This is a genomic window from Rhizobium sp. P1_E6 (assembly GCF_056405875.1).
Genome location: NZ_JBFUBG010000027.1, coordinates 15,398 through 34,988, shown reverse-complemented (window position 1 = coordinate 34,988; position 19,591 = coordinate 15,398). Strand labels below are relative to the sequence as shown.

The following is a 19,591-nucleotide window of genomic DNA, read 5'->3' as shown; positions in this document are numbered from 1 at the left end:
GATAGGTCGAGGCGCAATGGCTTGGGATCAGCGATTGCGGAAGACCGTACAGGCAACGCCGGCACCGCGGATCGTACTGCAAAGCTTGGTCGCTTCGGCGCGGGTCTCGCGCCCAATTCGGGCAGCATAGCGCGGGCGATAGCCGAAGTTCCCGCCTCTCTGGCGCACGATCACCGCGCGTTCCGCATTCAGCGGTTCGGGAAGCTTCGCCACCGATACCGTGAAGAGCCGGTCCGCGACGGACGGATTGTAATGGGCGGCAAGCTGCACACCCCATGGTGCCCAGTCAGCCGATCCGGTCAGGACGGGCTCGTTCATCTGCCGCGTCTCCGCGAGTGCCACACATGCCTCGCGGAACGGCATGCCATCCCGCAGGTCCGGAGCGGCGGTTTCCGGAGGCTTGTCCCGCCAGGTTTCGACAGACTGGCCGGTGATCGCGAACACATAGTCGCGGGTCTCGATCGGCAGGCGGCCGGAGGAGAGAAACCGGCTGAGACCGGATTCACCGGCATTGTAGGCAGCCGCAGCAAGTCCGAGATTGCCGAAACGAAGCCTGAGTTCGTCGAGATAGCTGGAAGAGGCTTTGAGCGCCTGGACGACATCGAAGCTGTTTTCCAGCGCTCGCAGCCGGGCGGTGCCGGGCATGAATTGCGCAATACCCTCCGCGCCCTTTGGGCTGACCGCTTCCGGGCGGAACAGGCTTTCGCGCCAGATCAGGCGGGCAAAGAAGGCAGGCGGAATGTTACGGATTGCTGCGAAACGGTCCATGATCGCGCATAGATCGGTATTGAAATGATCTTTTCGAATGCAGAGTGTCTGTCCGTCACCAGCGTCACCCTGGTATAGGCAAGCGGCTTCTGGAGCGGCCGGCTCGGCAACGCTGGCCCCGGGCGACATGATAGCCCATGCGGCTAAAATTAGCGCGGTAGCCGTCGAGCCTACGTGACATCTCATCATCACCAAACCTTGCCTGACGATATCGTCGCGGTTTTCAGGCAAGACGGCAAGCTTTCTTCGTCAGTCCCGCGGCTTGGCCACGGGCGACGGGCTTCAGTGCACAACCGTCAAGATCGCTATGCCGGCTTCGGCTGCCGCACGGCGAATGGCGTCCTGCAGTTCGCCGACATCGATCTGCCCGGTGATCGCATCGGCGCAAGCCTTGACGGCCACGACATATTCCTCGCCGTCCTCGGACGGCCAGTCCGTTATCAAAACCTCGGCTGCGTCTCTCAACGTCCTAAGGACTCTGTATTTTTCCCGGCCACCCAGCATCAGCACAAGAGGGGGAAAGCGCTCGTATGTGTTCAATTCCATTACACTTGGTCTCCCCAACGTAACGATATTGGTAACGTTGCAAGAACCATACCGATCGGGTGTGAAAATCATGCATCGACAACTTCAAGGTTGCAGGTCGAATTCGGTTTTTGGGCAACTTCACAAAATGGAGATAAAAACTCAAGTTTTGATTGCGTCTTGTTCCAGCCTTCGTTAAGGAAGTATCGTCATTGGCCCGATACGCTCCGGCCACGTAAGCGTTAACGTCACTCAACGCGTATGATCGAACGGCTTTGCGGCTTCGATCTGCGCGACTTTGTCCTGCGGATCGTTTCCCGAAGCCCCGGAAGGACATGATGGATAACAAGCAATCCACCAATCACCAGTACGCCGCGCCCGTGATCGAGCGGGTACGCCATGAATTGCGACGCCGTCTGCTGACGGTAGAGAGCGTCACCGATATCACGCCCGGCATGCGGCGTGTCGTGCTGAAGGGTGAAGATCTCGCCGATTTCGCAAGCCTGGCACCCGACGACCATATCAAGATCATCGTGCCCGGTGCCGATGGCGTCGAGGAACGTCGGGACTACACGCCACGTCGCTATGACAACGCTGCCCGCAGCCTGAGTATCGACTTCGCCTTGCATGAGGCCGGTCCCGTTACGCAATGGGCGATCGACGCCAGGCCCGGTACCCCACTCGAAATCGGCGGCCCGCGTGGTTCGGCCGTTGTCGCCGGCACGGTGAAGAGATGGCTTCTGATCGGTGATGAGACGGCGCTACCCGCCATCGGCCGGCGAATTGAGGAGAGCGGGGCCGGCACGACCATTACGACAATCGCTGCAGTCGCCGCTCCCGAAGAAGAGCAATCCTTCGAGACATCCGCGGCTCTAACGACGCGCTGGGTTTACCGTCCTCTCTCCGATGCGACGAATGCCGAACCGCTGATCGCTGCTTTGGCAGGGATCGACATCGTTGCCCAGACATTCGTCTGGATTGCGGCTGAGGCGTCGGTGGTGCGGGCAATCCGCGCCTATCTCACCGATGATCGCGGATATCCGCTAAGCTGGATCAAGGCGTCGGGCTACTGGGTCAAGGGCAAGGCCGATACGACCGAGAGGTTCGGATAGCAGAGAGGTTATGGTGTTCAAGAGCTTCTGCTTATCGCTCCTGGAGTGGCTCCGCTGAGGAAGGGCCGCCCAGCTTCGTCCCCACCGTGTTCCCATCGCCGCCTGTAGGCGGCGAAGCCGTCCGGCAAGTCGCAACTCACACGCGTTTTTGCCTGTGCGGCGGAACATCGGGCGGATGGCGGTGTTTTCTGAGCAAAGGAGATAAGCCATGGGCACAAACGACACCAACGCCAAAGCCGAACAGCGCCGTCCGAAGGACGTCGGACCGATTGCAGAAGCGCCGAATCGAGCGGACAGGGGATCGATCGCTCCGCCGACGGTCCAACCGGCGGGCGCAAACGATGAAAGTGAGCGACCGATCGTAGATCCGGTAACCGGGGTCGCTCTCTGAGAAGGCATGCCGGCGACAGTACGGCGATTGGAGGCAAGGCGATGGCCAGGGACAGGGAAGAAGCAATTCGTCAACGCGCTTACGAGATCTGGGAGCAGGAAGGCCGCCCGGAAGGCAATGCATTTCGCCATTGGCTGCAGGCATCAGATGAGTTCAGCGAAGATGACGAACATGAGACATTGCAGGAGTTGATCGACGAGGATGATCGCGACGATGCCGCTCTGCTGCAAGGTGCAGGTGAGAGCGGCGATATTCACTCTCGTCGCTAGTCGCGTATAGGTAGATTATTTCTCCGCTCGTTCGAGAAGAATTCGCGCCTCCTCGAAGCGGCGCTTGCGGTCGCCATCGTCTTCATTCGCCGAATAACAGGTATTCGACACGCAGAACCGTGCCAAATGATGCGGCCTGTCGGCCTTGTCGAATTCGCATTCAAACGTATCCGTCATGTCGCCCGGAGCGGTTCCTGTCCGGATGGAGTAGGTCATCCGCACCCCCGGTGGCTTGAGTTCCGGAAAGGACTGTACGGAGCCGATCGAAAGCTGTTCCGTCATGAAGAAACCTTTGGCGACTGCCTGGCAGGTCGCCTCGAGATCGGGGGATTGCGCGAAAGCTGCTGCCGGAAACAGGATAATGCCGAATAATACTAGACGTTTACGCAAGGGCGTCTCCTTCTGATCTCGTTCAGAATGAGGTAGAGCCAATACGGCAAAAACAAGTGGGGCACCTCAGGCGGCGCCAGAAAAATCTTCCGACAGCAGGCCCAGCAATTCGTCGCGATCCCTTACGCCGAATTCGAACCAGTCGACAAGCGCTTTCGCCCTTGTCATTCCCAAGTCGCTGTCACGCCGGCAACGAGCGGCTGAGCACCATTCCTGATGAATGCCGTCGAGAAAGTTCATCACTTCCGACGTCAGCACTTCCTTCGGCCAAACCGTTCGCGTCATCGCCTTGCTCCCTCGTGCAGCCCCACATTAGATGACCTATGGTTGAGGGCAATGGCGAGAATGCAACACCGTTGGATTTGTTGTCATTCGTTGCGGCGCCGTTGCGCGACAGAAAAGCGGCAGGCGCTCAGGCCTGCCGCTTGTTGTCACGTAGCTTCTGGGAGAGGCAATCAGCCCTCCAGCCACTTCACCTGTTCGGGCGTCAGCTTGATGTCCAATGCCGAGAGGCTGTCTTCCAGCTCGGCGATCGTGCGCGGCCCGATCAGCGGGATAACCGGGAAGGGCTGGGCAATGACATAGGCTAGCGCGATGTGAATCGGATGCCGGCCGAGCTGCTTGGCAAGTTCGATTGCCCGGTCGCGCCGTTCGAAATTGCGATCCGAATACCAGCAGCGTACGATTTCCTCGTCGTCGCGCTTGTCGCGCCCGGCCCGTTCGGTGAAGAAGCCGCGGCCCTGGCTCGACCAGGCGAAGTTCGGGATCTGCTTCTCGTTCAGCCACGTCTTCCACTTATCGTCGGATGCGGCAACGCAGCCGGCCCAGATCGGATCGAGCATTTCGGCAAGCGAGAAGTTGTTGGAAAGCACGGCAGGGGCTACCTTGCCGTTCTTCTTCGCATAGGCGATCGCCTCGTCGAAACGCTCGCGCGTCCAGTTCGAGCCGCCGAAGATGCCGCGGATTCGGCCGCGCTTGACCTCGGCATCCATGGCATCGACGAACTCGCCGGCCGGCACGTCGGTGTTGTCGCGATGCATGAAGTAGATATCGACATAGTCGGTCTTCAGGCGATTGAGCGACTGGTCGAGCTGTTTGCTGATGATGTCGGGATAGCAGAGCGGCGAGTGCGCGCCCTTGCCGATCAGCACGATCTCCTCACGCGGAACCTGGCGGCTGGTATGCCAGTCGCCAAAAATGCTTTCCGTCTTGCCGCCGCCATAAACGAAGGCCGTGTCGAAGACATTGCCGCCGGCTTCGTAGAAGGTATCGAGCGTCAGCGATGCGGCGGCGAAATTCGGGAAGAATTCGAATCCGAGGGTGACGACGGAGGCTGGTTTGACAATGCCTGGAATCTGGCGCTGGGGAATGGAATTGCCCCGCCGGACGGTACCCCCGGCGATATTCGACGTCCGCTTGGCGGCTTTCTCGACGGCATATTCGAGGCCGACAGAGGCGCGCCACTGGTCGAGCACCTTGAGGTTGTTGATCGAATCCGCCCAGCTCATGCCCGGCGCGCGGAATTCCTTTTCGCCGGCGCGGATGGCCTCGCCGGCCGCATCGGCCTCGAAGGAATAGAGCCAGCGATCTTCCTTGATCTCGATCGTTTCCTGCTCGGCATTCTTGAAAATCTCGATCTTGCCGACGCCCCCCTTGTGACCGGACGCAAACCAGAAATCCCTGACCTCGATGCGGCCCTGCGAACCGATGATACGCAGCACGTTGTCCTGCTGCGCCATGATCGAGCATGAGACTTCGGCGATGATCTCGTTCGGGAATTTGAGTACGGCGGAGGCCCACTCATCGACGCCGGACTGGCCGAGATGGGCGACACCCGAAACCTTTTCCGGATCGAGGAAGGGTTTGCCGGCCGCAGCACCCGCGATCAACCGGGCCATGGAAACGGGATAACCGCCAACGTCGAGGATGCCGCCGCCAGCCGTCTCATTAGCAAACAAGCGATGTTCCGGCTTGTAGGTGCCCATGCTGAAGCCGAACGAGGAGCGGATGATGCGGATTTCGCCGATCGTGCCGCTCTTGACGAGCTCAACCAGCTTCTCGGTCTGCGGATGCACACGGTACATGAAGGCTTCGCCGGCAAAGACGCCCGCCTTCTTCGCCTCGTAATAGATCGCCTCGGCATCATAGGCCGAGAGCGCGATGGGCTTTTCGACCAGCACATGCTTGCCGGCACGGATTGCCTTGATAGCCCATTCGGCATGGCCGGTGTGGGGCGTGGCGATGTAGATCGCATCGACTTCCTTGTCGACCAACAGCGCCTCATAGCCGTTGACGATACGCGCACCCGGAAAACCCTCGGCAAGGCCCGGTTTGTTGGGGTTGCGGGTCGCAATCGCCACGAGCTTGCCGGTGCGCGAATGCGCGACGCCATCGGCAAAGGTGCGGGCGATGGTGCCGGGGCCAATGATGCCCCAGCGGATCGGTTTATCTGAAGTCATGACTATCCTCTTTCGTCTTTCAGTCTTGGGATCACGTTATCGGAGCCGCTTGCCGGCGGCATCGAACAGGAAGGTGCGGGCGGCGGGTAGCGACACCGTCAGCGTCTCCGTCTTGCCGAGGCTGCGGGATTCCGGCTGCTCTATGATGAGCTGTTCGGCGCCAAAGTTCGCATAGATGTAGCTGGTATTGCCGAGGTGCTCGGCGACATCGACGGCAACCGTCAGATCCGCTTCGCCCTGACCCGCCACGCCGAAATGCTCTGGCCGGATGCCGAGCGTTATCGCCGCGCCTGATGTTACGGACGGGTCGGAAAGTGGTACCTCCAGCCGAACTGTCTTATCGCCGGTGAGCACGACCGTTGCCTTGCCCGCCTGCACGTCGACTACCTCGGCCTCGAGAAAATTCATTTTCGGCGAACCGACGAAGCCGGCGACGAACTGATTGGCCGGATCGTCGTAGAGATCGAGCGGCGCGCCGATCTGCTCGATATTGCCGGCGCGCAGAACGACGATCTTGTCGGCGAGCGTCATCGCCTCGGTCTGGTCGTGGGTCACATAGATCATCGTTGTGCCGAGCTGCTTGTGCAGCCTGGAGATTTCCACGCGCATCTGCACGCGCAGTTCCGCGTCGAGGTTCGACAACGGCTCGTCGAAGAGGAAGACCTGCGGTTCGCGCACGATGGCCCGGCCGATCGCCACGCGCTGACGCTGGCCGCCGGACAGTTGCCTCGGCCGACGCTTCATCAGTTCCGTGATCTGGAGGATTTCTGCGACATGGCGCACGCGCCGTTCCGTATCGGCCTTCGGGTTGCCGTTCATGCGCAGCCCGAAGCTTAGGTTCTCCTCGACGGTCAGATGCGGATAGAGCGCATAGGACTGAAAGACCATGGCGATGCCACGATCGGCCGGCTCGACATCGTTGACGAGGCGTCCACCGATCTTCAGTTCACCGCCCGTAATGTCTTCGAGACCGGCGATCATGCGCAGTAGGGTCGATTTACCGCAGCCGGAGGGGCCGACGAAGACGACAAACTCGCCGTCCTTCACGTCCAGATCGGCGCCATGAATGATTTCAAGCGCGCCGTAACGCTTGACGATATTGTTGAGTGAAAGCTCTGCCATGGGCTCCCCGATTATTTGATTGCGCCGGCCGCGATGCCGGCGATGAAGTGACGTTGTAGAGCCACGAAGACGACGAGGATCGGCGCGGTCAGCAGTACTGAGCCTGCCATGATGCCGCCCCAGGAAACTTTGGTGAGGCCGATCAGCGTCCCCAATGCCACCGGTGCCGTCATCATCCCCGGTTTGGAATTGATGAGTAGCGGCCAGAGATAGTTGTTCCACGAGGCGAGGAAGAGGATGATTGCCAGTGCCGCCATCGTCGGCCGCGCTAGCGGTAAGGCGATACGCAGGAAGATCTGCCATTCCTTGACCCCTTCCACACGGGCCGCATCGAAAAGATCGTTCGGCATCATCGAGAATGATTGCCGCATGAAGAGCACGCCGAGCGAATTGAAGAGCGGCGGCACGATCAGTGCCACCCAGGTGTTGGCCAGCCGGAACTCGCGCGCCACCATGATGAATTGCGGAATGACGACCACGGAGAATGGCAAGGTAATGGTGCCGAGAATGATGGCAATGACGATAGAGCGGCCGACAAAACGGTAGCGCGCCAGCGCCCAGCCGGCCATCGAGGTCAAAAGCACCGAGAGAACCGTGTAGATAATCGCGACGCCGACTGAGATCGTCATTGCGCCGATGAAATCCGTATCCGCCTGCAGGTTTTTGAAGTTCTCGATGAAATTGGTGGAAGGCCAGAGCACGATCTCAGGGCTGAAGATGCCGTTATCCGGCATGGTCGAAAAGACGAACATCATCCAGAGCGGAAAGAGCCAGATTATCGCGAGGGGTGCGAGTACCGCGTGAAGGGCGATCTGGCGCAAAAGCAAGGATTGCGATTTGGATCTCATTTGGGATCCCTCCCTACCCACAGATTGAGAAGCGAGATCACCACGGCCAGCGCCGCCATCGTGTAGGCGATCGCCGAGGCGTAGCCGAAGTTCAGCGAGGTAAAGCCCTGGCGGTAGAGCAGCAGGCCGAGGGTTTCGGTACCGCCGCCAGGCCCGCCTCTATTGGTGATCAGGAAAGGTTCGGTAAAGAGCTGCATGGTGCCGATGACCGACAGAACGACACAGAACAGGATGATCGGCTTCAGGAGCGGCAGGGTGATATGGAAGAATTGCTGGATCTTGCTCACCTTGTCGAGCGTGGCGGCCTCATAGACGTCTTCAGGAATCGACTGCAGGCCGGCAAGGATGATGATGGCGTTATAGCCCGCCCAACGCCATGTGACGGCGATGATCAGCAGGGCCATGGCTGCATTTGCGTTGTCGAACCAKGAGACCGGGCTGAGTCCAATGGCTGAAATCAGCTTGTTTATGATGCCGAAATCGAGGGTGAACATCAGCCGGAATACTGCGGCATAGGCGACCTCACCGACGACGACGGGCGCGAAGAAAGCGAAACGGAAGAGCGGGCGCGCCTTGAGTAGAGGTGAATTGAGGAGCACAGCCATCACGGTCGCAAGAGCAATCATGACCGGCACCTGGATCACCAGGATGATCAACGTGTTGTAGAGCGCATTGTAGAAAGCCGGGTCGTAGAAGAGCCGGCCCCAATTTGCCTGAAAACTATATTTCCAGGGATTGACGCGCGTGTTCTGGAAGGAAATCAGGAACGAATTGACGATCGGCCAAACCCAGAAGGTGGCGAAGACCAGAAGATAGGGGGCGAGGAACGCATAGGCGCTCCGAGTTCTAAACGGCATCGGGCCTCTTCCTTACGAAACCAGTGAATGACCGCCTGCCTTATCTGGCAGGTGGGTTGCCGGGCGTACAAGACGCCCGGCGATGTCATTCATTGAGCAATCGGAAGGCCGGTCGCCGAGGCGATCTGGTTTGCGGCGTCATCGAGCGCAGCCTTTGCGTCCGGGTAGCCGCCAGAGAAGAACTTCGTCTGCGTTGCCTTGTAGATGGCATCGGCATCGCTCTGGAACGCCGTGCCGCGGCTCGGCACGATCTTCGGCAGCGTCGCCAGAATATCGGACCAGACCTTTTGGCCGCCCCAATAGGGCTGCGCTTCGCTGATGAAAGGATCCTGGACGGCTGAAAGCAGCGACGGAACCAGGCCGAATTCCTTCAGCATGGTCACCTGGCCCTCATTCGTGCCAAGGGCGTAGTTGACATAGGTCCAGGCAGCTTCCTTGTTGGCCGAGGTCGCAGAAATGGCAAGTGACGAACCGCCAAGATTTGCCGCGTGCGGGCCATCGGCTGTCAGGCTCGGCATCCGGTAGACGCCCCACTTCCCTTTGAGATCGGGAGAGGTCGAGCGGACGGTGCCTTCATACCAGCCGCCGTACATCTGGCTTGCTGCCTTGCCGGCGGTATCGGCCTGGATCTTTTCTTCCCAGTTTGCCGCCGTCAGCGTGCCGGCGTCCTTCATCTCCTTCACCTTGGCGAGCGTCGCAACGCAGGCCGGCTGGTTGATGGTGATGTTCTGGCCGTCGGTCGAAAAATAGCCGCAGCCTTGTTCGTTGGCGATCATGCGGAACCATTCGCTATCGCCGTTGAAGTCAGCCTGCGCCATGACGACGCCGGGGTTGGCAGCAGAAATCTTCTTTCCGGCAGCGATGAAATCGTCCCAGCTGTTGATCGTATTCGGATCGACGCCGGCCTTTTCGTAGAGGTCGCGGCGGTAGAAAACGGCGACCGGGCCAGAATCCCATGGCATGGCGTAGGCAACGTCGCCGATTTCGAGCTCTGTGCGTTTGAACTCGGGGAACTTCGCCTGGATTTCAGGCGTATATCCAAGTTCCTTCAGGTTGGCGAAGCAGTCCGGAAAGCGGCTCCAGAAGATTTCAGCCTCGAAGTTTTCGATGCTGACAATATCGGGCATGCCATCGCCGCCGGCAGCGCACGCTGCAAGCGTCTTGTCGAAGACTTGATTGTTTCCAAGATCTTCCACCGTGATCTTAATGTCCGGATGAAGCTTGTTGAAGCCTTCGAGCGTGGACTTCAGTCCCGACGCTGCCGTGTTCCAGCTCCAGATCGTGAGATTGGCCGACTGCGCGAATGCGGAGCCGGAAGCAAGCAATGCGACAGCTGCGGTCGCAGTAAGAAGATTGAAGCGCATTGAAAATCCTCCCTTTTCAATTGCCGTTCTTTCGCGAACCCGCTTACACTAACGGCAAGGGAGCGGCTGTCTCCTAAAAAGGGAACATGAATTTGGCGGAAAGTAAGGTTGGCACGCGGGCGATCTATCAGCCGGGCGCAAGCAGCATCGAAGGGCTGCCGACGGCGCTGCAGATGTTTCACGCACATCCGCCTATGATGGTCATGCCGCACTGGCATGCGCAGGTCGAAGTCAACTACATCATGCGCGGTACGGTACATTACCGCATGAGCGATCACGAGATTCGCCTCGAGGCCGGCCAGATTTGCCTTTTCTGGGGCGGGCAGCCGCATCAGATGGACGAATCGTCCGACGATTCGATTTATGCGGGCGCGCATCTGCCGCTCGTCTATTTCTTCCGGATGCGGCTACCGCCTGAAATATCGACCCGGTTGATGAGGGGCGAAACATTGCTTACGTCAGCGACGGATGCGGCCGACGAGCAAAACTTCCCGCGCTGGTTCCGCTACGCCAATTCGGGCGATCCGATGAAAGCGCAGCACGCTGTCGACGAGCTACTATTGCGTGTCGAGCGCATCGCCCTTGAACCCTACACCTTGGCGTCCAGGGCGCCGGTTTCTCTCGAGGGCGATCATCCGCAACCGCACTCTTCGCGTAGCGTTGCCCGCATGTGCGATTTCATCGCCGCCAATTTCCTGCAGGATATCGATTCGCTCGACATTGCCCGCGCCGCAGATCTGCACCCGAAATACGCGATGAACCTGTTCAAGAAGACGACGGGCATGACGATCAGCAAATATATCAACCTGCTTCGCCTTTCTCACGCCCAGGCGCAGCTTATGGGGGAAGGGGCAAACGTCCTCCAAATCGCGATGGACAGTGGTTTTGGCTCGATCAGCGCCTTCAACAAATCCTTCCGCAATATTGCCGGTATGTCCCCATCCGATTTCCGGCGGGATATGCGCTCGATGATCGGGACGGTCGCGGTCGGAGGTTGAGACGGTCGTCGTCTGCCCTTGAAGATATCTCTCGGTTGCTGCCGATGATGTTATGACCCTTGCAATGAGTGCCCGACGCGACATCATCATCCAATTGTCAGGGAGGCTTTCGTATGACTGTGACCCAGGATGCTTTTCGTGTGCGCATCACCGGCGGGGTGCAGGGCGTCGGTTATCGCGCCTGGACGCGCGGCCAAGCCTTGCAACTCGGCCTGACCGGCTGGGTGCGGAATGAGGCCGACGGTTCAGTCAGCGCGCTGGTCGTCGGCTCTCAGGACGCTATCAGCACCATGATCGAGCGCTTCTGGAGCGGCCCTGCAGGCTCATCCGTCTCGGACGTCAAGGCGGAGGAGGCAACTTTGGACGAGGTGCCGAGCGATTTCCGCATCGTTCGCTGAGGATTACGGGAACCTGTGTTCTTTAGCGGGCAGCGGAGAGGCGAACTGCGTCTCACCTATTGTCACCGGCCGGTCGCCATCCGTGCGCACGACAAGGGTCTGCAGTTCCGGCACATCGAGATAGACCACCGTGTCTGCGCCGAGCCGTTCGATATGGCGCACTTTTCCTTGCCATTTTCCTTCGGTTGACGAGAGCGAAATATGTTCGGGCCGGATGCCATAGGTCCGGCATCCTTCCTTTGCCGCGATCTCTCCTTCAAACAGGTTCATTTTCGGCGAGCCGATGAAGCCTGCGACGAAGGGGCTCGCCGGATTGTTGTAGAGCGCCATCGGCGTTCCGACCTGCTCGATCTGTCCGCCGTTCAAGACGACGATCTTGTCGGCCATCGTCATCGCTTCGACCTGGTCATGGGTGACATAGATCATCGTGGCGCCGAGCTTGGCGTGAAGCTCGGTCAGTTCGATCCGCATTTGCGCGCGCAGCGATGCATCGAGGTTCGACAGCGGCTCATCGAACAGGAAGACCTTTGGATTGCGGATAATCGCCCGCCCGATCGCGACGCGCTGCCGTTGACCGCCGGACAGCGCTTTCGGCTTGCGATCCAGCAGATGCGAAAGCTGCAGCACATCGGCAGTCTGCCTCACCCTTTCGGCGATTTCCGCCTTGGGCCGCTTGGCAAGCGACAGGCCGAAGCCGATATTTTCTGCGACGGTGAGATGCGGATAGAGCGCATAGGATTGAAAGACCATGGCAATCCCACGCTCGGATGGTTCAGCATAAGTGACGTCCTTGCTGTCGATGAATACCTTGCCCGAGGTCTGCGTCTCCAGCCCGGAGATGATGCGCAGCAGGGTCGATTTCCCACAGCCGGATGGACCGACGAAGACGCAGAATTCACCCGCATCGACCGTCAGATCGACGCCTTTCATCACCTCCAGGCTGCCGAAGCTCTTGCGGACACTTTCGAGAACAACTGATGTCATGGCTTATCCCTTGACTGCACCGGCGGTCATGCCTGCAACGATCTGCCGGTTGAAGAAGATGAAGACGATCAGGGGCGGAATGGTCACCAGCAGGATGTTCATGAACAGCAGGTTGAACTGGGTCTGGAATTGCCCCTGGAAGTTATAGAGTGTCAGCTGCACCGTGACGTTCTCCCGGCCCGGCAGATAGTAGAGCGGGTTGGTAAAATCGTTGAAGATGGCGATGGACTGGACGACGATAACAGTCACGGTGACCGGCTTTAAAAGCGGCAGGATAACGCGAAAGAAGATCTGGAACGGCTTTGCCCCGTCGATGATAGCAGCCTCGTCGAGATCCCGCGGGATGGTTGCGATGAAGCTTCGAAACAGGAGAACCGTGAAACCAAGACCATAGGCGACCTGGATGAGCACCATGCCCGACAGCGTCTTGAAAAGGCCGAGCAATTGTAGAACCCAGATGGTCGGAACAATGGCGGGAGGGATCATCAAGCCGGCGAGCACACAGCCATAGATGACGGTGTTCCAGCGTGAAGGACGGCGCTGCAAGACATAACCGACCATAGCACCGAACAGCACCAGCAACGTGACGGCAGCCACCGTGATGACGGTCGAATTGAAGTAGGCGAGCAGCAGCATGTAGTTGCGGGTCTGCACGACCTCCATGAAATTCTGCCAGAGCTGCCACTCGACTGGCCAGCTGAATCGTAGCGTTGCCGCATCCTGTTTCGTCTTGGCGGCGGTGATGAAGATGAAGAGGAAGGGCAGCACGAAGATCACGCCGCAGGCGGCCAATGCCGCAATCCCGGTATAGAGCTGGCGGCGGTTCACAGATCCACCTCCTTGCGATTGAACCAGGCTGTCAGCGGCAGGACGATGAGACCAATGAGCAGGAAGAGGATCACGTTGCCGGCGGTCGACAGGCCGTAGAAGCCCGCCTGATACTGCTTGTAGATGACGCTTGCGAGCACATCCGAGGAAAAGCCGGGACCGCCGCGCGTCATCGCCCAGATCAGGTCGAAGCTTCTGAGGCCACCGATCAGCGAGAGCGTCACGACCGTCACCGTCGCAGGCCTGACCAGCGGGACGGTGACGCGGAAGAACATCTGGGTGCGGGTCGCGCCATCGATGCGGGCCGCCTCATAATAGTCGGGGCTGATCGACGCGAGCCCGGCGATATAGATCACGGTGGCAAGCCCGATCCCCTTCCAGAGATCGACAAAGATAATGGAATAGAGCGCCAGGCCAGGGTCGGTCAGCCAGCCGGGACCGTGGATCCCGATGGCGGCGAGCGCCACGTTGATCAGACCGCGTGTCGGATGCATGAGCACCGCGAATGTGATGCCGACACCGATCGTCGAGACGAGAACCGGAAAGAAGATCACGGTCCGAAGCAAGCCCTGTCCCCACAGGCCGGAGGTCAAGAGCACCGCCAGCAGGAGACCGAGAACGGTTTTGGTGCCGGAGGTCAGCACCGCGTAGATGACTGTATTGAYCAGACCCTGGATCAGGAAGGGTTCGCGGAAGAACTGGCGGTAGTTTTCCAGGCCAATGAATTGCGTCGTGAATAGGTCCCAGCGCGTGAGGCTAAACCAGAAAGAGGCAACTGTCGGAGCCAGGAAGAGGACGGTGAATACCACCGCCGCCGGCAGGACGAACCAGTAGGGATAGGGCGACTTGCGTGTTATCATACGGACACCGTGAAACGTCCCCACCCGAGCCGATAAGGCTGGGTGGGGTGATCGACTGGGAGGTTACCAGTTCGGCAGGCCAAGCTGCTTGGCCTGCTTCTCGACATCCTGGTCGTAAAGGGCGGCTGCGTCCTTGGCCGAGCGTATACCGGTTCCGACCTCGACGGTGATCTGCTCAAGCGCCGGTCCCTTGACGGGTGAGAGAAATTCGAGCGCCGGACCGTTGCGGCCTTCGGTTTCGAAATAAGGCAGCATGTCGGAAACAACAGGCGGAATGTCCTTCGGCAGTTCGCATCCCTTGACGAGATAGGGACCTGACGGAACGGCCTTTGCCATCAGGTCGCACGCTTCCTTGGAGCCGACGAAATCGAGGAATTTCTTTGCCTCTTCCAGGTTTTCGGACTTTGCTGAAGCATAGAGCGCAGAGGGCATCCAAACGGTCAGGCCGTTCTTGGCAGCGTCCGTTCCAGGTTGGGCAAAAAAGCCCAGATCCTTAAGGTTATCAGGAAAATTCTGCTGGATGTTACCGATGCCGAAGGTGAGGTTCGGATAGTGCGCGGCTTCGCCCGTGGCGACCATGCGCATGCCGTCGTCAAAAGTCGCCGCACCGAAGTCCGCATTGAAGTACCCGCCCTTTGCAACTTCCTCAAGATGTTCGAAGCCACGGAGCGCTGCCGGCGTATTGGCATATTTGACCTTGTTGGCAGTATAGTCGTCGGCGAAGTTCGGCACCTCGGCCTGAACGTTATAGAAGTCGGCCAGCACGAAGAGCTGAGAGGTCCAGGTCGTGCCGTAGGTCTGCGCCACGGCAACCTTGCCGGCTGCCTTGATCTTCTCGTTGTTGCTCATGAATTCCGCCCAGGTCTTTGGCGGGGTGAGGCCGAGATCAGCGTAGATCTTTCTGTTGTAGAGGATGCCGCCGCCCATGGCAGGACCGAAAGGCAGGCCGCGAACACGGCCATCCGGGCTGGTGACGACCTTCTTGAAGCTCTCGAGAATGCCGGCTTCTGACGGAAGGTCGGAAAGATCTGCGATCGTCTCCTCCGGCTTCAAGGCCTGGAAAAGCGAGCCGCCGTTATACAGGAAGATATCGGCCATTTCGCCCGTGGCGAGCCGGGTCTTGATGATGTTGTCGCCCTCCGAGCCTCCGGCGCGCTGTTCAACGTCAAAGGTGACGTCCGGATGCTTTTCCATATAGGCTTTGGAAACGGCATCGAACGAGGCAATCGTCTCCAGATTGGTATCGATCAGCACGCTGAGGGTCACATCCGCATGTGCCACTCCAGCGGCAAGAGCCATGATGCTGGCTGCAAGGATGCTGCACTTCGTCATTCGCATAGTCATTTCCTCCTCTTGAAGACCGGAATGCGTTGGGCTGTTTGCCCGCGGATCGAAATCCGCGGGCAAACGCATCAGATGAAAAATGTAATCGTATGTTCTCCCGCACCGAGCCTGGTCTCCTCACCTTGCTCGATCCGGGCGCCGTCTGCCGTCAGCGACTTGCGGTCGCCTCTGCCCTGCAGACGTGCCGTCACGCCCTGTGGCAGTACGAGGCGGCATGTGACGGTTCCCTCCTCCAGAGTCCATCCAGCCTCGATACGACCATAGCGCGTGTCGTGCCAGGCCGAAACCGGCGAGAGAGCAGGCAGGATCGCAGGATCGAAGGCGACTTCCTCAAAGCCGGGCCTGTCTTCCAGCGGTTTGATCCCGGCAACATCTTCGAAGAGCCATTGGCATACGGCGCCATAGGCATAGTGGTTGTAGCTGTTCATATCGGGATCATAGATCGTGCCATCCTCGGCAAGCGCATCCCATCGTTCCCAGATCGACGTCGCGCCGCGCTCGACCTGATACAGCCATCCGGGAACCTTCCGGTTCAGGAACATCTTTTCGGCAAGGTCCAACATGCCGAGCCGGGTCAGCGCCGGCAGCAGGGCAGGGGTGCCGATGAAGCCTGTGCCGATAACGCCGTCTGTCTCTTCCGCGACCCTGCGGAAATAGTCGCGGGCAGCCGGTTCATACTCCGGTGGGACGAGGCCGTAGAGAAACGCCAAAGACCAGGACGTCTGGTCGTTATGGGCAATACGGCCCGAGGGCGAGAAGAATTCGTGCTTGAACGCCGCCTTGATTTCATCAGCGCGCTTGTCGAGCCTTGTCGCTTCGACACTCTCACCCAGAATGCGCGCGATCTTTGCCGTCAGCTGGGTGGAAATGAAATGATACAGGGTCGCGGCGCAATCGTCTGCTACGGTCGGGCGCGGTTTCCTGTTGTCCCCGACCGGTTGCAGCCAGTCGCCGAAGGTGAAACCGTGCGCGCCCCAGACAGCCGGTGGACGGATGATCGGTCCATCGGAGATGCTCCAGAGGTAATCGAGCCAACGCAGCATTGCGGGGAAGCATTCTACCAATACGGCGCTGTCGCCGTAATGCAGGTAAAGCTGCCAAGGAATGATGGTGATCGCATCACCCCAGCCAGTTGAGCCTGCCCAATCGCCGCGCTCGTCGATCGGGTGCAATCGTGTCGGATCAGGCGAAAAATGCGGGACTGCACCATCGGTACGCTGGTCATGGATCACGTCGCGAAGGTACTTCTTGAGGAAGGTTTCGCTATCGGCAAGCCAGCAAGCCGTTCCGGCAAAGACCTGGGCGTCGCCTGTCCAGCCGAGGCGCTCATCGCGTTGCGGGCAATCTGTCGGTACTTCGATGAAGTTGGAGCGCTGCGACCAGATGGTATTGTCGACGAGCTGATTGACAGCGGCAACACCGGACGTGAAGCCGCCGGCACTTGTTGGCACCGACGTCACCGGCACCATCGTGACGGCGAGCAGCGCGGCTTGGCCGGTCACGGTAATGCGCGCATAGCGGAAGCCCATGAAGGTGAAGAGCGGCGCATATTCCTCTTCGGCCTGTCCAGACAGYGTATAGATCAGCTCGGCGCGCGCGCTACGATAATTGCGGTTGTCGAAGAAGCGGGCGGGGCCGAGCACTTCGGAATGCTCGACGCGCACCTGCGCACCGGCAGCACCCTTGAGGCGCAGTCTTATATAAGCGCCTGCGTTCTGCCCGAAATCATAGACAGTTCGGCCATCGGCTTCCGTCCAGCTATCGATGGGGGAGCGTTCGTTCAGTTCCTTGACCGCGCCGGTCTCATGCGGAACCAGCAAAGCCTTGTCAAAGGAGAGGACATCGACGCCGTCGCTGTCCTGCGGGCGGATGCGGGCGTCATAATCTTCGCCATAATAGATCCCGTTGCGGACAACGGGGGTGAAGCCGCTCTTCCAGCTATCATCCGTCTTCAGGAGTGTTTCGCCGCCGGAGCGCAATTCTGCGATCGCGGCCGTCCGGTCGCCCCAGCAATTGATGATCGGATTGGAAGCCCACATGAGCTGGCTGCGATACCAGCCGTCACCCAGCCAGATTTCGATACGATTGTTACCGGACTGGAGGAGCTTCGCCACGTCATAGGTCTGATAGGCGATCCGGTCATCATAGCAGGTCCAGCCCGGCGTCAGGAGGTCGCTGCCAACGCGCTTGCCATTGATAAAGGCGCGGTAGAGGCCGAGTGCCGAGATGCGCAGCGTTGCTTCGGCTGGAACGGCATCGAGCGCGAATTCGCGCGACACGAATGTGCCTGCGCTTGCCTGGCCGCCGTCACAGGAGGGGCCGATCATCGATGCCGTAAATTGGAAAGCAGAACCGGCAAGGCCATCTTCCCCGGCGATTCCGTGGGCCGAAACAGTCTTCATTTAGAACCTCCCTCAACCGCCAATTCCTCCAGCGGTTGCTCCGTGTGTATCGTTCTATGTATATCATTCTACACTATCGATTGCTGCGCAAGAGGTTTTGTGCCTATAATTTCACGACACTTGAGAGTGAGGCAATTTGGAATGAAAAATCAGTCCGTTAACGCGACGAGAGACAGGATAACGATCCGTGACGTGGCACAAGATGCCGGCGTCTCCGTCGCTGCGGTATCGAAGGTTCTTCGCAACGCCTATGGTGTCAGCGAAATCTTGCGGACAAAGGTCGAGACCTCAATCGAGAAGCTCAATTACCGGCCCTCTGTCGCTGCTCGCGCCATGCGCGGCCGCACCCAGACGGTCGGTGTGCTGGTCATCGAATTGTCGAACCCATTCCTTGCGGGTGTCATCGAGGAAGCCAATGCGACCTTGGCCGAGAGCAGCTTCAAGGCGCTGATCGGGATCGGCCGTTCCGCGAGCTCGATCGAGGCATCGATGATCGAATCGATGATCGATAACCGCATGGATGGCGTGTTGATCATCGCCCCGCGAATACCGGGCAAGATCCTTGAGCTCTATGCGCGACAAATTCCGATCGTGGTGATCGCCCATCACGAGCCGCATGCCCAGACTTACGACACCGTCAATTCCGATGACCATGGAGGCGCCTGTCTGGCGGTCGAGACCGCCTTGCAGTGCGGCTACAGGGACATCGCAATGCTCGGCTACGAGCTTGCCGATTCGCCGCCGACCATCGTCGCCGTTCAGCGCGAGAAGGGCTATCTAGACGGCATGAAGGCGGCGGGCCTGGAAGGCCGCATCATCCGGCTGCCATCGGTAGGTGCTGACCGTGGGGCAGCAATCAATGATTTTCTGGCCTTGAAGGACCGACCCCGCGCGGTCTTCGTCTGGTCCGATCTCGATGCCGTACCGCTCATCAATGCCGCGCGCATGAGCGGCGTAAGGGTTCCGGAAGATCTTGCCATCATCGGCTACGACAATTCGCCGGTAGCGGCCATACCGCTCGTCGGTCTGACCAGCGTGGACCAGAACGCCGCTGCACTTGGAAGAACGGCGGCGGAGACGCTACTCGGCAGGATTGATGGCCGCGGAGAGGCTCGTCATCTGCTGATCGAGCCGCACGTCAAGATGCGCGGAAGCACCTGAGAGCTGACGGCCTTTTGGCAGGCCGTGGCCTATGCGGCGGCAAAGAGCGTTCTCAGCACGTCTTTCCGTTCTATGATATCGGCGACGCTGTACCGATCGAAGACACCGACGAAAGCGGCCGTCGCCTCTCTCAAAACTGACGGCATGCCGCATCCGGCCCTGATGGAACAGGAAGAGCATTCGAGAATGTCGTCCAGGCCCTCGGTATGTCTGAGCAGACGACCGAGATTGATGGAGGTTGCCGGGCGGCCCAGTCGGATTCCGCCATTTCTGCCCCGGATCGATTCCAAAAAACCGGCTTTCGCCAGATCCTGAACTACCTTCATCAGATGGTTCTGGGAGATTTCATAGGCGTCGGCGACCTCCTTGATGGAGCGGATTTCTCCCTCGTGTGATCCGAGGTAGATCATCACGCGGATCGCATAGTCCGTATACCGGGTGAGCTTCATGGCACCTGCGTCAAAACGCCCAAAATAAATGATGCATTTGGATAGCATCTTTTACTGGCTAC

Annotated in this window: 20 protein-coding genes and 1 pseudogene; 6 read left to right on the top strand and 15 right to left on the bottom strand. The window is 59.3% G+C overall.

What is annotated here, in order from left to right:
• Positions 1-27: 27 nt before the first annotated feature.
• Positions 28-957, bottom strand: a complete 930-nt coding sequence (locus tag AC1D35_RS15760; RefSeq protein WP_477939044.1) for a lytic transglycosylase domain-containing protein — start codon at positions 955-957, stop codon at positions 28-30.
• Between the two features lie 93 nt (positions 958-1,050).
• Positions 1,051-1,314: a DUF982 domain-containing protein gene (locus AC1D35_RS15755; protein ID WP_477938997.1), complete on the bottom strand. Its 264-nt coding sequence runs from the start codon at positions 1,312-1,314 to the stop codon at positions 1,051-1,053.
• A gap of 317 nt (positions 1,315-1,631) precedes the next feature.
• Here AC1D35_RS15755 and AC1D35_RS15750 point away from each other — a divergent pair, with 317 nt between their 5' ends.
• The 3 genes and pseudogenes from AC1D35_RS15750 to AC1D35_RS15740 form a co-directional block, all read left to right on the top strand.
• The gene (locus tag AC1D35_RS15750; RefSeq protein WP_477938996.1) at positions 1,632-2,405 is read left to right on the top strand and encodes a siderophore-interacting protein; all 774 of its coding nucleotides are present in this window, start codon (positions 1,632-1,634) and stop codon (positions 2,403-2,405) included.
• A gap of 208 nt (positions 2,406-2,613) precedes the next feature.
• Entirely contained in the window at positions 2,614-2,796 is a 183-nt protein-coding gene (locus AC1D35_RS15745) for a hypothetical protein (RefSeq protein ID WP_477938994.1), read from the top strand.
• 41 nt (positions 2,797-2,837) lie between these two features.
• Positions 2,838-3,062 (top strand): annotated as a pseudogene (locus tag AC1D35_RS15740) (DUF2934 domain-containing protein); the annotation flags it as partial.
• A gap of 18 nt (positions 3,063-3,080) precedes the next feature.
• Here AC1D35_RS15740 and AC1D35_RS15735 read toward each other — a convergent pair.
• The 7 genes from AC1D35_RS15735 to AC1D35_RS15705 all read right to left on the bottom strand — a co-directional run bounded on the left by AC1D35_RS15735 (position 3,081) and on the right by AC1D35_RS15705 (position 10,105).
• A complete protein-coding gene (locus tag AC1D35_RS15735; RefSeq protein ID WP_477938992.1) occupies positions 3,081-3,455 on the bottom strand; it encodes a hypothetical protein in 375 nt (124 codons plus the stop codon).
• 66 nt (positions 3,456-3,521) lie between these two features.
• A complete protein-coding gene (locus AC1D35_RS15730) occupies positions 3,522-3,740 on the bottom strand; it encodes a hypothetical protein (protein WP_113296401.1) in 219 nt (72 codons plus the stop codon).
• Positions 3,741-3,910: 170 nt separating this feature from the next.
• A complete protein-coding gene (locus AC1D35_RS15725; protein ID WP_477938991.1) occupies positions 3,911-5,914 on the bottom strand; it encodes an aldo/keto reductase in 2,004 nt (667 codons plus the stop codon).
• 36 nt (positions 5,915-5,950) lie between these two features.
• On the bottom strand, positions 5,951-7,036 hold the full coding sequence (locus tag AC1D35_RS15720) for a sn-glycerol-3-phosphate ABC transporter ATP-binding protein UgpC (RefSeq protein WP_113508605.1): 1,086 nt from the start codon (positions 7,034-7,036) through the stop codon (positions 5,951-5,953).
• An 11-nt stretch (positions 7,037-7,047) separates the two neighbouring features.
• Positions 7,048-7,884: a carbohydrate ABC transporter permease gene (locus tag AC1D35_RS15715; RefSeq protein WP_113296404.1), complete on the bottom strand. Its 837-nt coding sequence runs from the start codon at positions 7,882-7,884 to the stop codon at positions 7,048-7,050.
• Positions 7,881-8,741, bottom strand: a complete 861-nt coding sequence (locus AC1D35_RS15710) for a carbohydrate ABC transporter permease (protein ID WP_113296405.1) — start codon at positions 8,739-8,741, stop codon at positions 7,881-7,883. Before AC1D35_RS15710 ends, AC1D35_RS15715 begins: the two co-directional genes overlap by 4 nt.
• 89 nt (positions 8,742-8,830) lie before the next feature.
• Positions 8,831-10,105: an ABC transporter substrate-binding protein gene (locus AC1D35_RS15705; RefSeq protein ID WP_113296406.1), complete on the bottom strand. Its 1,275-nt coding sequence runs from the start codon at positions 10,103-10,105 to the stop codon at positions 8,831-8,833.
• 86 nt (positions 10,106-10,191) lie between these two features.
• Here AC1D35_RS15705 and AC1D35_RS15700 point away from each other — a divergent pair, with 86 nt between their 5' ends.
• Positions 10,192-11,103, top strand: a complete 912-nt coding sequence (locus AC1D35_RS15700) for a helix-turn-helix domain-containing protein (protein WP_113296407.1) — start codon at positions 10,192-10,194, stop codon at positions 11,101-11,103.
• A 113-nt stretch (positions 11,104-11,216) separates the two neighbouring features.
• Positions 11,217-11,501, top strand: a complete 285-nt coding sequence (locus AC1D35_RS15695) for an acylphosphatase (protein WP_113296408.1) — start codon at positions 11,217-11,219, stop codon at positions 11,499-11,501.
• 3 nt (positions 11,502-11,504) lie between these two features.
• Here AC1D35_RS15695 and AC1D35_RS15690 read toward each other — a convergent pair whose 3' ends face one another.
• From AC1D35_RS15690 to AC1D35_RS15670, 5 genes are all read right to left on the bottom strand, one after another.
• Positions 11,505-12,485: an ATP-binding cassette domain-containing protein gene (locus AC1D35_RS15690; RefSeq protein ID WP_115037178.1), complete on the bottom strand. Its 981-nt coding sequence runs from the start codon at positions 12,483-12,485 to the stop codon at positions 11,505-11,507.
• A gap of 3 nt (positions 12,486-12,488) precedes the next feature.
• A complete protein-coding gene (locus AC1D35_RS15685; protein ID WP_113296410.1) occupies positions 12,489-13,313 on the bottom strand; it encodes a carbohydrate ABC transporter permease in 825 nt (274 codons plus the stop codon).
• The gene (locus AC1D35_RS15680; RefSeq protein ID WP_477938986.1) at positions 13,310-14,173 is read right to left on the bottom strand and encodes a carbohydrate ABC transporter permease; all 864 of its coding nucleotides are present in this window, start codon (positions 14,171-14,173) and stop codon (positions 13,310-13,312) included. The genes AC1D35_RS15685 and AC1D35_RS15680 overlap by 4 nt, the downstream gene beginning before the upstream one ends.
• A 63-nt stretch (positions 14,174-14,236) precedes the next feature.
• Positions 14,237-15,517 carry an ABC transporter substrate-binding protein gene (locus tag AC1D35_RS15675; RefSeq protein WP_477836625.1) on the bottom strand — a complete coding sequence of 427 codons (1,281 nt, stop codon included), beginning with the start codon at positions 15,515-15,517 and terminating at the stop codon, positions 14,237-14,239.
• Between the two features lie 68 nt (positions 15,518-15,585).
• On the bottom strand, positions 15,586-17,919 hold the full coding sequence (locus tag AC1D35_RS15670; protein ID WP_477938984.1) for a family 78 glycoside hydrolase catalytic domain: 2,334 nt from the start codon (positions 17,917-17,919) through the stop codon (positions 15,586-15,588).
• A gap of 141 nt (positions 17,920-18,060) precedes the next feature.
• On the opposite strand from AC1D35_RS15670, the gene AC1D35_RS15665 reads away from it, so the two are divergent.
• Positions 18,061-19,080, top strand: coding sequence for a LacI family DNA-binding transcriptional regulator (locus AC1D35_RS15665; RefSeq protein ID WP_113296413.1), 1,020 nt, complete (start codon positions 18,061-18,063; stop codon positions 19,078-19,080).
• Positions 19,081-19,109: 29 nt separating this feature from the next.
• Here the strand turns inward: AC1D35_RS15665 and AC1D35_RS15660 are convergent, their stop codons facing one another.
• A complete protein-coding gene (locus AC1D35_RS15660) occupies positions 19,110-19,529 on the bottom strand; it encodes an RrF2 family transcriptional regulator (protein WP_477938983.1) in 420 nt (139 codons plus the stop codon).
• Positions 19,530-19,591: the final 62 nt, after the last annotated feature.

Coding starts and splice junctions, on each gene's coding strand:
- AC1D35_RS15720 (WP_113508605.1), bottom strand. CDS start 7,036: ATGGCAGAGCTTTCACTCAACAATATCGTCAAGCGTTACGGCGCGCTT.
- AC1D35_RS15700 (WP_113296407.1), top strand. CDS start 10,192: ATGAATTTGGCGGAAAGTAAGGTTGGCACGCGGGCGATCTATCAGCCG.
- AC1D35_RS15665 (WP_113296413.1), top strand. CDS start 18,061: ATGAAAAATCAGTCCGTTAACGCGACGAGAGACAGGATAACGATCCGT.
- AC1D35_RS15750 (WP_477938996.1), top strand. CDS start 1,632: ATGGATAACAAGCAATCCACCAATCACCAGTACGCCGCGCCCGTGATC.
- AC1D35_RS15730 (WP_113296401.1), bottom strand. CDS start 3,740: ATGACGCGAACGGTTTGGCCGAAGGAAGTGCTGACGTCGGAAGTGATG.
- AC1D35_RS15675 (WP_477836625.1), bottom strand. CDS start 15,517: ATGACTATGCGAATGACGAAGTGCAGCATCCTTGCAGCCAGCATCATG.
- AC1D35_RS15755 (WP_477938997.1), bottom strand. CDS start 1,314: ATGGAATTGAACACATACGAGCGCTTTCCCCCTCTTGTGCTGATGCTG.
- AC1D35_RS15705 (WP_113296406.1), bottom strand. CDS start 10,105: ATGCGCTTCAATCTTCTTACTGCGACCGCAGCTGTCGCATTGCTTGCT.
- AC1D35_RS15715 (WP_113296404.1), bottom strand. CDS start 7,884: ATGAGATCCAAATCGCAATCCTTGCTTTTGCGCCAGATCGCCCTTCAC.
- AC1D35_RS15725 (WP_477938991.1), bottom strand. CDS start 5,914: ATGACTTCAGATAAACCGATCCGCTGGGGCATCATTGGCCCCGGCACC.
- AC1D35_RS15745 (WP_477938994.1), top strand. CDS start 2,614: ATGGGCACAAACGACACCAACGCCAAAGCCGAACAGCGCCGTCCGAAG.
- AC1D35_RS15760 (WP_477939044.1), bottom strand. CDS start 957: ATGATGAGATGTCACGTAGGCTCGACGGCTACCGCGCTAATTTTAGCC.
- AC1D35_RS15690 (WP_115037178.1), bottom strand. CDS start 12,485: ATGACATCAGTTGTTCTCGAAAGTGTCCGCAAGAGCTTCGGCAGCCTG.
- AC1D35_RS15660 (WP_477938983.1), bottom strand. CDS start 19,529: ATGAAGCTCACCCGGTATACGGACTATGCGATCCGCGTGATGATCTAC.
- AC1D35_RS15695 (WP_113296408.1), top strand. CDS start 11,217: ATGACTGTGACCCAGGATGCTTTTCGTGTGCGCATCACCGGCGGGGTG.